Source organism: Sulfurimonas sp., from assembly GCF_028713515.1.
GTDB lineage: Bacteria > Campylobacterota > Campylobacteria > Campylobacterales > Sulfurimonadaceae > Sulfurimonas.
In genome coordinates this window covers 382479-394475 of sequence record NZ_JAQTOD010000002.1, presented here as the reverse complement: position 1 = coordinate 394475, position 11997 = coordinate 382479, and the positions used below count along the sequence as shown (strand labels likewise).

Annotated in this window: 12 protein-coding genes; 9 read left to right on the top strand and 3 right to left on the bottom strand. The window is 34.5% G+C overall.

Annotated features, from left to right (window positions below; all coding sequences use genetic code 11):
- Positions 1 to 6: 6 nt before the first annotated feature.
- The 3 genes from PHV22_RS06180 (at position 7) to PHV22_RS06170 (ending at position 1509) form a co-directional block, all read left to right on the top strand.
- Positions 7 to 285 carry a hypothetical protein gene (locus PHV22_RS06180; protein WP_295021648.1) on the top strand — a complete coding sequence of 93 codons (279 nt, stop codon included), beginning with the start codon at positions 7 to 9 and terminating at the stop codon, positions 283 to 285.
- Positions 286 to 420: 135 nt separating this feature from the next.
- The gene (locus PHV22_RS06175) at positions 421 to 1137 is read left to right on the top strand and encodes an AMIN domain-containing protein (protein ID WP_295021650.1); all 717 of its coding nucleotides are present in this window, start codon (positions 421 to 423) and stop codon (positions 1135 to 1137) included.
- A gap of 57 nt (positions 1138 to 1194) precedes the next feature.
- Complete coding sequence (locus PHV22_RS06170; protein ID WP_295021652.1) at positions 1195 to 1509, top strand: TRL domain-containing protein; 315 nt, start codon at positions 1195 to 1197, stop codon at positions 1507 to 1509.
- Between the two features lie 52 nt (positions 1510 to 1561).
- Here PHV22_RS06170 and PHV22_RS06165 read toward each other — a convergent pair whose 3' ends face one another.
- From PHV22_RS06165 to PHV22_RS06155, 3 genes are all read right to left on the bottom strand, one after another.
- Positions 1562 to 3076, bottom strand: a complete 1515-nt coding sequence (locus PHV22_RS06165) for a DUF4105 domain-containing protein (RefSeq protein ID WP_295021654.1) — start codon at positions 3074 to 3076, stop codon at positions 1562 to 1564.
- Positions 3077 to 3462: 386 nt separating this feature from the next.
- Positions 3463 to 3909 (bottom strand): DUF3015 family protein, encoded by a 447-nt coding sequence (locus PHV22_RS06160; RefSeq protein ID WP_295021656.1) that lies wholly within the window; start codon positions 3907 to 3909, stop codon positions 3463 to 3465.
- A gap of 76 nt (positions 3910 to 3985) precedes the next feature.
- Positions 3986 to 4570: a hypothetical protein gene (locus PHV22_RS06155; protein ID WP_295021659.1), complete on the bottom strand. Its 585-nt coding sequence runs from the start codon at positions 4568 to 4570 to the stop codon at positions 3986 to 3988.
- A gap of 143 nt (positions 4571 to 4713) precedes the next feature.
- On the opposite strand from PHV22_RS06155, the gene PHV22_RS06150 reads away from it, so the two are divergent.
- The 6 genes from PHV22_RS06150 (at position 4714) to corA (ending at position 11986) form a co-directional block, all read left to right on the top strand.
- Positions 4714 to 5310, top strand: coding sequence for a TetR/AcrR family transcriptional regulator (locus tag PHV22_RS06150; protein WP_295021661.1), 597 nt, complete (start codon positions 4714 to 4716; stop codon positions 5308 to 5310).
- Positions 5307 to 6536: a TolC family protein gene (locus tag PHV22_RS06145; RefSeq protein ID WP_295021663.1), complete on the top strand. Its 1230-nt coding sequence runs from the start codon at positions 5307 to 5309 to the stop codon at positions 6534 to 6536. The genes PHV22_RS06150 and PHV22_RS06145 overlap by 4 nt, the downstream gene beginning before the upstream one ends.
- Positions 6533 to 7285: an efflux RND transporter periplasmic adaptor subunit gene (locus PHV22_RS06140; protein WP_295021665.1), complete on the top strand. Its 753-nt coding sequence runs from the start codon at positions 6533 to 6535 to the stop codon at positions 7283 to 7285. Before PHV22_RS06145 ends, PHV22_RS06140 begins: the two co-directional genes overlap by 4 nt.
- A 6-nt stretch (positions 7286 to 7291) precedes the next feature.
- On the top strand, positions 7292 to 10339 hold the full coding sequence (locus PHV22_RS06135) for an efflux RND transporter permease subunit (RefSeq protein WP_295021667.1): 3048 nt from the start codon (positions 7292 to 7294) through the stop codon (positions 10337 to 10339).
- A gap of 63 nt (positions 10340 to 10402) precedes the next feature.
- The gene (locus PHV22_RS06130) at positions 10403 to 10894 is read left to right on the top strand and encodes a C40 family peptidase (RefSeq protein ID WP_295021669.1); all 492 of its coding nucleotides are present in this window, start codon (positions 10403 to 10405) and stop codon (positions 10892 to 10894) included.
- 138 nt (positions 10895 to 11032) lie between these two features.
- On the top strand, positions 11033 to 11986 hold the full coding sequence (gene corA / locus PHV22_RS06125; protein WP_295021670.1) for a magnesium/cobalt transporter CorA: 954 nt from the start codon (positions 11033 to 11035) through the stop codon (positions 11984 to 11986).
- The last annotated feature ends 11 nt before the right edge of the window (positions 11987 to 11997 follow it).

Genomic DNA, 11997 nt, shown 5'->3' with positions numbered 1-11997 from the left:
GACAGTATGGCAATTGAAGAACTACTAGAAAAGTATGATGAGCCTCAAAGCATAACACAAAAATATCTTGGGCTCTCTCTTTACAAATTTCTAGTTCTTACTTTTGCTGTCTTAGTAATTGGTATATACCTAGGTATTATATTTTATGGAACAAACTCACTAGAGATTCTTTTTGGATTACAAGATTATCAAGAGTACCTCCAATCTGAAATACATAGATTAAAAAACGAAAATGCAGAACTGCAAAGAGAGTATTTTGAGCTAAAAGAGATCTCTGCTAAATAATTAAATTTGCATAGCAAGATATTTTCAACATTTTTTTCGCTTTTATTCCCTCTTTTTTTAATATATAAGAACTCTATTAGCTAAGTTGGGCATAATATCTATTGATTTACAATAATATTTTAAATAGGCTCTATTTTGATTAAAACTTTACTTGCGACTCTGCTATTCTTGTCTGCTTTAGACGCCAGAGAAAACCCATTTTTTCCATCAACTGTTGAAACAGATACACCATTTACATCAAATGAAAATAGGAACAAAGAACCACTCAGAAGAGCGGCAATCTCTATACCTGCTGAAGCTAGAGTGCTCCAAAAAGTTACAATAGAGTATAAAAATCTTGATGGATCTATCCAGACAAAAAGTATAAATCTTGATAACTCCATTGACTGGCATCTTCCTATTTTTATATCCCAAAGCTACAGTACTTCAATTTTAAATAGTTCAACAACTGAACAAAAAAATAAAAAAAATAGCACTAAAGTACTTTCAGAAGAAATAAACACCACAGCAATACATACAAAAAAGGAGAGTAATAAAGCAGAAAAAATATCTAAAAAAAATAAAATTTCTACTGGAAATATAGATTTTGTAACAAATGATAAAAAGATAAAAATAATAACAAAAGACTCAATGATAAGAAATTTTATATTAACAAATCCAAACAGAATTGTTGCTGACTTTAGTACGACTCTTGATGTAAAAAATGAAACAAGAAAAGTTTCGGGTCCCATTTTTAAAGCAGTTAAAATTGGAAATCACGGAGATTTTTATAGAACAGTAATAGAACTTGATGGAAATTATAAATACACTCAATATAAAACAAATAGTGGTTATGAGTTTGCTCTTTATTAATTTTGTTAGCATAAATATTTTGTTACAATTAAAAGTTTAAATGAAAGGAAATTTAAAATGTTAAAAAAATCTTTATTAATTGTAACTGTTGCATCTATCTTGTTTTTTAGTGGATGTTCTAATAGAATCGCAAATACACCAGCAGTAATGTCTTATGATGGAAGTTCTGTAGATTACTCAAAGATTGACCAGATGAAGGTCTCAAAAGTTTGCAAGTATGTTACTGACGCAAGTGGAGATACAACGATTGTTGCTGCCGCAAAAGCAGCAGGAATATCTAAAATAAAGCATGTTGATAACTCATACGAGTATAGCACTTTCTTGTTTTGGAGTAGTGGACACAAAAACTGTGTAACTGTTTATGGAGAGTAATTAATTTAGGCTTCTCCGCAAATAGTCTCTGCCTTTTATGGGGCAGTTACTATTAGAAATAGTAGTTAAGATTTACTCTAAAACTATCATCACTCCGCTTTTTATTGTTTAACAGCCTATCCTTAAATTCATATCCAAACTGCACTTGACTGTTTTTAGAGCTTCTGAAGCCTTGTATGATTGTGAAAATATTTTGTTCAAATCCGCTGTCATAAAATCTTTTTGTGGCTTCAAGCTTTGTATTTGAGAAGTTATATTTGTCAACAATCAGACCAATGCTTCCACCAATTGCGGCTTTGAAGCCATTGTCATAATAAAAAAGTGGATCAACCATCATATATGTATAGGCTGATTTTCCTCCATAGTTTGCTCCAGCACCAACAGTTCCGCTAAAGTTAGTTTTGTGGTTTGTTAAATCCTTGTCCCATCCAAATTTTGTCCTCCATGAGAAGTTGCTAAAAAATTTGCTCTGTTGGGCAAGGGAGGCAATTGAGAGAAGCGTTAGTTTTTCTAGCTCGGTTTTGTTCCCAGTTTTGGAAAGTTCAAAATCTAAAAATTCTATCTGCGTGCCTCTAAAGTAGCCAACATTACTATCTGTTAAGTCATGATATGCTGGACGGACACCTAGGTAGGCTATCCCTCTGCCTTCTCTTAAGCCAGCACCAACTATCGCTCTTATCGCTCTATGCCCATTGATTGGATTCTCTGGGGGAGTCACGCTAATAATATCGCCTTGTTTAAGAGTTGCTCTAGCTTTTGAGAGTTCATGGAATCGCTTAATATAACTTTTTTCATCTATTTTATTTTTACTTCGTTTGTATTGGAGCAGCTCTATTGAGGCTTCTAAAATATACTTTTTTTGTTGCGCATCGATTGTCTCATCATTAATTACACTATTTACTTCAATCTTTAAATCAGATAGAAGCATCGGTAGTTTTATATCTCTCTCTAAAATAAGTTCTTCGTATTTTAGAAGTAGTGTTCTTTTTGATGGTCTATAAGATTTATTGGTAACTATATTTTCATCTTGAACCACTTGAACAGTCTCAAATGGAATTACCTGAAAGTTAAATTTTTCTCTTAGATGAAGAGTCGGTCGTGCAACTTCTAAAAACCAAAGCATATTGTAAGAGCAGTTTTGTGTGAAGAAATAGTAGTATGAACGGGTTTCATTAAGCTCCCAGATATGCCTAACCATAGCCATAGTCTCCTCTTTACTTAAGTCTAAATCATACTCCCAAATGTCTCTTTGTTCACTATCTCTGTACTCTTTTAACTTCTCATAGTAAGGCATTAGCGAATATTTACCAAAGTATCCACCAAAAAGACCTTTTATGGCAAAAAGAGCCGCATTTTCCTTATCTGGATCTGCATCGGCTGCATAGTTCACTGCGTAAGATAGGAGTTTTGAGTCATATTGTGAGTTTACGCGTAAAAATGTGTGACCAAACATTGATGCCGGTGAATTTACATGTGCCGCTGGAAAAACAAGAGTTATAGATTTTGGGTTTAGAGTCTGCACTATTTTATCATACTCAGCACAATCAACTTTTGGTAAATCAGTCATATTTAGGCTCTCTTGAAGCCAGATTTTCCTTGCTGGGAATTTACATGCAGTTGAGTTATCATCAAAGCTTACCTCATTTAACAGAGCGTCTATTGTGGCATTTAGCTCACTACCAGAATCGTACTTGCCGTCTTGTGCTAAAAAAAATCTTTTATCATCTATCTCGCTAACGCCATTTTTTATATGAAGAAGTAGTTGCCAATATCTTGATTGTGCGAGATTTAACTCATCTGCTTTTTGTTTGTAATCTTTAGTTGAAGAGAAGAGGAGGGTTGCGCAAAAAAATATAAAAATAGTGATTTTAAATAAAATATTAGATTCCTAAATTGATGTAAAAAAGAGAGCTAAGTTCTAACACTCAAGCAATTTTAGCTTGAGTGAGATTTTTATATAGAAGTTATAGAGATGTTATCTAGAACATCAGCCATTTTTACATTTTGGCTTGTGTAGATTTTGTTATAGTTTTCTTGAAGTGATGCAGAAAAAGCAACTTTATCTGATACACTTAAAAGTTCGGCCAAAGTATCAATACTCTCGCCATGCCCGATAGCTATCTCTTTTGCTAGTTGATCCATATTTGAAGCAACAAACTCTTGAACTTGTTTGTTCATAACAAATTGAGTTTTTTTACATCCAAGCGTTCCAGAAGTGATACCAAAAGTTTGATTTCCAAAAATACCATTTGTTGTAGCTTGAAGTGCCAACATGATTGCAGTAGAATCATCTTTAATAATCAAAGAACCAAGTCCACAACCAGTTTGGTTGTTTACATTTGCCACAAGAGACGACGAGAGAGCAATAATCGCTGCAATACTTACTAAAATTTTTTTCATTTAAACTCCTAAAGATAAGATAGTTGTATTTTATGATTCGTTAGCTTAAAACAAGTTCTTTAGAAAAAAAACTTGCTTAATTCAAGTCGCTATCTATCCAATATTTCGTCCCCTGAATTGTTGCCTGAGCTGCGAGACCATTTTGTGTTAGTTTGTAGAGTTTAACTCCAGGAGCTATGGTAATAGCACCATTGATTTCTCCACCAGTTTCGCCATATTTTGCAGCTAAATCAGCTTGTGCGTTTGCTTCCCATCCTGCATTTATAAATGACTCATATACCGCTCTGTTTTCAAATAAAAATACAATTCTAAAATCCTTAACGCCAAGCCCAATGCCAAGCCCTCCGGAGCCCATGTTCATATATGTGTTTATTCCTGTTCTGTTGTTATGTGCCATCCCTTTGCCACCCTCGGCAGAGAGGAGTATAAGATTTACCCCAACGTTTGTAAAAGTTGCATATCCATAAGCATGATTTAGAATTTCTTGTGATTTTGGGTCATAGTTAAATAGTAGTTGAAGTGTCTCATTACCTGTTTTGATTCTCTCTACTCTAGCTTCAATCTTCTCCTTAAAAAGCTCTTTTTTAGTTTTCCCATCCCAAAACCCAGAGAAAAATACAAGAGCAAGAGCAAGAGCAATAATTACTTTAAGATGTTTCATGATGGTGCAACCTTTAATTTATTTTAAAAAATAATATCATAATTTATTGAAAAAATTTATGCTAGTTTTATATTCAACAAAGATGTTAAAGTGTACAATTTTTTAATGACTGATGGTCGGTCATTTATAAAGATGAGGTAAAAATGGCAATTATCGTAGATAAAGTACAAAAAAAGAGAGATATTGCTCTTTCATGTAGAGATATATTTTTTGAAAATGGTATAAGAAACTTAACGATATCCCAGATAGCTAAAACCGCAGGGATTGGAAAAGGAACCATTTATGACTATTTTAGAAATAAAGATGATATTGTTTTTGAGATAGTAAATATAATGATACAAGAAAGAAACAAAACATTAGAGACTTTAATTTCTGGTACAAAATCAACAAAAGATAAAATAAAATTATTTGGTAGTTTCTTTTATAGTGATGAAGATGCCCAGCTTAGAGGGCTCTATAAGGAATTTATATCTATTGCGCTAAGTTCTCCTGATGAGGAGATGATAAAGTTTCAGACTGAGTGTTTTAATTTATACTATTTATGGTTTGAAAAAACAATAGAACATGCAATCAATAGTGGTGAGATAATAGCGGAGTCAAAACAGTTCTGCAAAGGTCTTTTTGTCTTTGCAGAAGGGATGTTTATATCGAGTTTGGCTACAAATGCTATTGTCAATGTTAAAGATGAGATTGACAGTTTTGTTGATGCGTTGTTTAAATTAGTGGAGGTAAAGAAATGAAAAGAGTTCTGTTTTTAGTGTTGCCGATATTGTTGTTTGGCGAAAACCTAAAGTCACTTTTGGATTATGCAAACCAAAATAGCAAAATTGTTGCGTCAAGTCGTTTAAGTAAAGATGCGAAAATAAAAGAGGTGGATTCAAACAGAGGTGCATATATGCCAACTTTGGATATAGGTGGAACATATCAAAATATTGATAAAAAAAGTGCTTTTCAAGCCGGAGATACTTATAATGGTTTCGCAAAAGTTGGATTTGATATCTATGATGGTGGTAGAAGAAGTGCTATTTTAAACAGGTCAAAAGATGAACTAAAAGCAAGTCAATACAGTCTGCAAGATACAAAACAGAGCTTAAACTTTCAAATAGTTCAAGATTTTTTTAGCATTAAAACTCTTCAAGCAACTCTAAAATCGAAAGAGGATGTTAAAAAGTCGCTAGAAGAGCAACTTAGCAGAGTAAAGCAATTTTACGAAGCAAAGCTCGCAGTAAAAGATGATGTGGAGAGACTTCAAGCTAGTTATGATACAAATATTTATGAGATTGAATCAATAAGATTTAAAATACTTAGCGTAAAGAAATATCTAGAACTGAAGGTTTCAAAAAATATAGATTCGTTGGATGATTCTGGCTTTAAAGAGGTAGGGGATGTTGTTTATGAGCAAAGAGATTCTATAAAATCACTTATCTCTGGGCAAAAGGCAATTATAAGTGGCTCGGAGTCCATAGATAGTGTATATTATCCAAAAGTAAGAGTTGAAGATAGCTACAACATCTATGATTATAATGATGTGGACCCTATTGCGACGGGAATGCTAGCAGATAAACAGAATGTTTTATCACTTAGTGTAAGCATGAGACTTTTTGACTATGGTTCTGCAAGAGAGACTAAGCAGGCTACAATCTTAAGTGCAAAAGCACTAGAGCAAGAGATAAATTATAAAAATGAAGAGCAAAAAATATCTCAAGAACTAGCGCGTGAGAAGATAAAAACTACAAAGTTGCAGATTGCAAGTGCGGCAAGTGCGCTTAAATCAGCATCGAGTGCGTATGAGATTATCAAGCAAAAGTTTGATGCTAGAATCGTTGATAATGTAGTTTTTCTTGATGCTCTAAGCGCAAAAACAGCAGCAGACGCACTTCATGAGAGTGCCAAAAATGATTTGGAAGTAGCTTATGCAACTTATTACTATTATAGTGGAAAAGATTTAGGGGAGTTTATAAAATGAGAAGAGTGTTCATTGGGCTAATTTGTATAGTTTTTAGTTTAAGCGCGGACAATGTTTACGCAACTTTTTCAGTTGAAGCAAATAAAAATGCAAGTTTGGCATTTGATGCTAGTGGGGTTGTGAAGGAAGTTTTTGTTGATGTGGCAAGTAGAGTAAAAAAGGGTGCGAAATTGGCACAGCTTGTTGATGATGACACAAGAGCGTCCATAGAGTCCGCAAAAGCTGCTCTGGAGTCTGCAGAAGTTACTTTGAAGTTCGCGCAGCGAGATTATGAGAGACAGCTAAAAGTTAGAAATCTTATTGATGAGGGCAGATTTGATGCTTATGAGAAGGCGTACGAAACAGCAAAGGCAAATTTGTCTGAAATAAAAGCAAATCTACATCTTAAAGAAGCACTTTTACGAAAGACTACTCTTTATGCGCCGTTCGATGGGGTAATATATGAGAAGAGTGTTGAGGTCGGTGATGTTGTAAGTGGCATGATGCTTAGAACTGTTTTTAAAATTCAAAGCGCTCAAGATAGAAAGTTAATATTAGAGTTTGACCAAAAATATTATAAAAGTGTTAAAGTCGGACAAATTTTTCAATATAAGCTGGATGGAAGTGAAAAAATACATAGCGGAGTTATAACAAAATTGTTTCCAAGCGCTTCATTGGATAGCAAAAAGTTAAAAGCTGAAGTATCGGCAAAAGATTTGTTGGTTGGACTTTTTGGTGATGGCTACATAATAACTGGTGAGAAAAAGTAGATAAAAATGTATAAATTAGCACTAAGAAGACCGATTGCCACTTTGATGTATGTCATAACCTTGATGATATTTGGATATGCCAGCTTTAAGTCAATGCCATCGGCTCTTTTTCCAAATGTAGATTTTCCAATCGTTACAATCCAAACGCTCTACCCTGGTGCCGAATCAGGCACCATAGAGTCACAAGTTACAGATAAAATAGAAGAAGCAATCTCTAGGATTGGTGGCGTTGATAGCGTAGCATCGTCAAGTAGCGATGGCATTAGCGTGGTGACTGTGAAGTTTTTACTAGAGCGAAGCATTGACGAGGCAACAAATGATGTAAGAGATAAAGTCTCGGCTGTATCGCTTCCAAAAGATGCAAAAACTCCACTTGTTAGCAAGCTTGATATCGGTGGTGCACCCGTTATAAATGTCTTTTTAACAGCCAAAAATGATAGTGTAAAAAATCTTATGCTTTTTGCGGACGAGAAGGTGAAACCTGCACTTCAAAAGATAAATGGTGTTGGCGGTATAAATATAATCGGCTATAAAGACAGAGAGATAAAAATATTTCCAAATGCTCTATCTTTGAACAAATATGGCATCACAGTTGCGGAGTTAAACTCGATTATAGCGCAAGAGAATATAAAAGTCGGCGGCGGTAAATTAATCACTAAAACAGAAGAAATTACGCTAAAAACAAAAGCTGATGCACTTAGTATGCAAGAACTTAGAGATATAAAAATAAAAAATAATGTAAGACTAGGAGATATTGCAACCGTTGAAGATTTGTTAAGTGATCCAAAAAGTTTCGCTTCGTACAATGGGGTTCAGGGTGTTATGCTTGAGATTCAGAAGATTTCAGGAACAAACACTCTTGATGTTGTTAGTAGTGTGAAAAAAGTATTCCCTGAGTTGAAAAAGATGGCTGGCGAGAGATTTGAAGTAAAAATCATAAATGACACATCCCCTTTTATAATCAACTCGCTTGAAGATGTTAAATTTGACCTTATTTACGGCTCTATACTAGCGGTTTTTATAGTTTTTCTGTTTTTAAGAAACTTTACAATCACGCTTGTTTCGGCAATCTCTATCCCTGCATCCATCATGGGAACTTTTGCTTTGATGGACTACATGAAGTATGATCTCAACAAAATGACACTCATTGGGTTAACCCTTGCGATTGGGATAATCATTGATGATGCAATAGTCGTGATAGAAAATATTTATAAAAAAATGGAAGCAGGTATGAGCAAGTACGAAGCATCCTACGAGGGGACAAAAGAGATGGCATTTACTATTTTAGCAATCTCTGCGATGCTTTTGGCGGTTTTTGTTCCTGTATCTTTTATGAGTGGAATAGTTGGTAAGTTTTTCGAGAGTTTTGCTATGACGGTCGGTTTTGCTATCATCATCTCTTACACCATAGCTCTTAGCTTTATCCCGGCACTTGGTTCGAGAGTTCTACATAAAAAAGAGAGCCAGTTTTACACAGTAACAGAGCCATTTTTCAAGAGTATTGAGAGCCTTTATGAGAAGATTTTAAAACTTGTTCTTAGGTTTAAATATGTAACCATCATTCTTGTTTTTGCACTTTTTTTCGCCTCTCTTGGTCTATTTCCAAAAATCGGGATGGATTTTATACCAAAAGAGGACAAGGGAGAGTTTGAGATAAAAATCAAAGCAAATGCCGGCATATCGCTAGATGAGATGATAAGAAAATCAAAAACAATAGAAGATCTTGTTAAAGTCGATAAAAATGTAGAATACACTACTTTAGGCGTTGGTTACAATACCTCGCAGGAGAAAAACAAGGCGAGTATTTATGTAAAATTGATTGCAAAAACCGATAGAAAACTAAATCAAGAGAAGATTATTCAAGCATTTAGAGAAAAACTCGAACCATACAAAAAAGATATGTTTATAACTGCTTCGGCAATCCCAGATATAAAAGGCGCCGGTGCAAGTGTTCCTTACCAGATAGTTCTAAGATCAGACTCATTTAGCGAGCTAAACGAGGCAAAAAGCAAACTTGTGCAGTATTTGACCAAGAAAAAAGGATTTGTTGATATAGATACAGATTTGGATGAGTCAAAGCCTCAAATAGATATAAACATACTAAGGCAAAATGCGTCAAATCTTGGTATCACCGCATCACAAATAGCAGAGGCAATATCCATAGCTTTTTCAAGTGATTTGGAGATCTCGTACTTTGAGGAGAGAGCGAAACAGTACAACATAACGCTTAGATTTGATGATAAAAACAGAGTGAGCATTGAAGATATTAAAAAACTTCAACTTAGAACCTCAAAGGGAGATTTGGTCTATCTTGATGGCTTGGTTGAGTTTACTAAAAGCAAATCTTTAGCGACCGTAAACCACTTTGATAGACAAAGAGAAGTTACTGTTTTTGCGGATCTGTTTGGTTTGGATTTGGGTGGAGCGGTGGCTTATACAAAAGCCGAAATAGATCAAATATTACCAAAAGGTGTAACTTATAGATTTACAGGTTTTGCCGAAGAGATGGAAAAAACGGCGAAAGCTTTTGGCGTGGCAATTGGTATCTCAGTTATTTTGATGTTTATAATTTTAGCTGTGCTTTACGAATCTCTTATCCAGCCTCTTATCATTATGGTTGCTCTACCTTTGAGTATCATCGGCGTAATGCTAGCTTTATATGTGAGTGGACTACAATTTAGCCTGTTTGTTATGATAGGATTTATGCTCCTTATGGGAATGGTTGGCAAGAATGCCGTGCTACTTGTTGATTTTGCAAACAACTCCATAGAGAATGGGAAAAATGTAGATAAAGCGCTTATAGAAGCAGGCGAGAAGAGAGTTCGTCCGATTTTAATGACGACAGTCGCTATGGTTTTCGCAATGCTTCCTCTGGCATTAGGAACTGGATTAGGAAGTGAAACTAAAGCGCCTATGGCAATCTCAATCATCGGCGGATTGTTAAGTTCTATGGTTTTAACGCTCTTGGTTGTCCCTGCTATTTACAAGATAATAAGCCCGCTAGATAGATACTTAAGAAAGTTTTATGAAATTGACGCTATAATCAATAAGTAAGAAAGACAGATTCTTCGCAAAAAGGGTGCTTTTTTGTAAAAGTACCCCCATGAAAGGGTAATTATGAAATTTTTATTTATTCTGTTTTTTGGAATAACCATCTTGTTTTCCGACACAACAGTGGACGAAGAGTCTATGTTTTTAGTATATCAACCAAAAACATCCTCAAAAGAGCTATCCCCGCAAGTCAAATCTCTTCTTGAAAATGCCTTTGATATGAAGGGTGCCAAGTATGGATTTGGTGCAAGTTCGAATGTTTTAACTGATTGTTCAAATTTTACAAGAAAAACATATGAAAATCTTGGGTTTTTATTGCCAAGAAGCGCACAGGAGCAATCTCAGCTCGGAACGAAAATTGACAAAGAGAATATTCAGGCGGGAGATTTGCTCTTTTTCAAGACAAGAGGTGTAGCAATCGGTCATGTAGGTATCTATATAGGCGATGGAAAGATGATACACGCCTCTTACAAATTAAAAAAAGTTGTTGTTGACAGCATAGACAAGGCTTACTATGTCACTAGATTTGTAACTGCAAAAAGATTGTTTTTAGATTAATTTTTTATAAATTAGCTGGTGAATCTTTCGCTTTTTTGATGGTAAAAGATTTTTAAAACAAGCAAACTTTTTTTCTTATAATCTAAATGTTATAAATTCAGATAAAATTCCCATAATAATTTCCTATAAGTAGTAGCCATGATTAAATGTTATATTCGCAACGAGAATGCAATAGCCCTTATTGACACAATGACGGAGCTTGATGGTGAAATAATAGATAAAGTTGTCTGGGTAGATATGTTGGTGCCCACATATGATGAGATTATTTTTATTGAAAATACATTTAACATCAAATTTCCAACCAAACAAGAGACAGAAGAGATTGAGATAAGTTCTCGTTACTGGGAAGAGAGCGATAAGATTGAGATTAACAGCTACTTTCTAATAACCGCGAAAGATAGCTCCCATAATGAAACAGTCTCTTTTATCTTGTACCATGACCTGCTAATCTCAATCCGCTATACAAAGCTATATACATTTGATGAGTTTAACCGTAAGATTTTTGCTACTCCAAAACAGTTTGAAACAGGTTACGATATATTTTGCCAAATTTTAGATATACGAATAGATGCTGATGCAGACATAATAGAGAAACTCTCACGAGACATCACCCGTTTGCGTAAACATGTCTTAACGGACTACACAAATGATGACGAAGAGATACTAGAGAGAATTTCATCGCTTGAAGACCTCAATATGCAGCTTCGTGAAAATCTTAACGATAAACAACGAATACTTAGCTCTTTTTTAAAGTCAAATAAATATAAACATAATCTAAAACATGATGTGACTGTTATGCTTAAAGATATTAAATCTCTAATTGATTATACGGATTTTAATTTTGAGAGACTAGATTATCTTCAAAATATATTTGTTGGAGTTTTGAGTATTGAGCAAAATAAAGTTATAAAAATGTTTACCATTGTAAATGTGGTGTTTCTTCCACCAACATTGATAGCCAGTATTTATGGGATGAACTTTGACTTGTTGCCTGAGCTACATTGGCAATATGGATATCTTTTATCAATCGCAATGATGATTGCCTCATCTATTTTACCTGTCTATATCTTTAAGCGAAAAGGGTGGATTTAAATGCAAGAGTT

Coding starts and splice junctions, on each gene's coding strand:
- PHV22_RS06180 (WP_295021648.1), top strand. CDS start 7: ATGGCAATTGAAGAACTACTAGAAAAGTATGATGAGCCTCAAAGCATA.
- PHV22_RS06170 (WP_295021652.1), top strand. CDS start 1,195: ATGTTAAAAAAATCTTTATTAATTGTAACTGTTGCATCTATCTTGTTT.
- PHV22_RS06165 (WP_295021654.1), bottom strand. CDS start 3,076: ATGACTGATTTACCAAAAGTTGATTGTGCTGAGTATGATAAAATAGTG.
- PHV22_RS06160 (WP_295021656.1), bottom strand. CDS start 3,909: ATGAAAAAAATTTTAGTAAGTATTGCAGCGATTATTGCTCTCTCGTCG.
- PHV22_RS06155 (WP_295021659.1), bottom strand. CDS start 4,570: ATGAAACATCTTAAAGTAATTATTGCTCTTGCTCTTGCTCTTGTATTT.
- PHV22_RS06150 (WP_295021661.1), top strand. CDS start 4,714: ATGGCAATTATCGTAGATAAAGTACAAAAAAAGAGAGATATTGCTCTT.
- PHV22_RS06145 (WP_295021663.1), top strand. CDS start 5,307: ATGAAAAGAGTTCTGTTTTTAGTGTTGCCGATATTGTTGTTTGGCGAA.
- PHV22_RS06140 (WP_295021665.1), top strand. CDS start 6,533: ATGAGAAGAGTGTTCATTGGGCTAATTTGTATAGTTTTTAGTTTAAGC.
- PHV22_RS06135 (WP_295021667.1), top strand. CDS start 7,292: ATGTATAAATTAGCACTAAGAAGACCGATTGCCACTTTGATGTATGTC.
- PHV22_RS06130 (WP_295021669.1), top strand. CDS start 10,403: ATGAAATTTTTATTTATTCTGTTTTTTGGAATAACCATCTTGTTTTCC.
- corA (WP_295021670.1), top strand. CDS start 11,033: ATGATTAAATGTTATATTCGCAACGAGAATGCAATAGCCCTTATTGAC.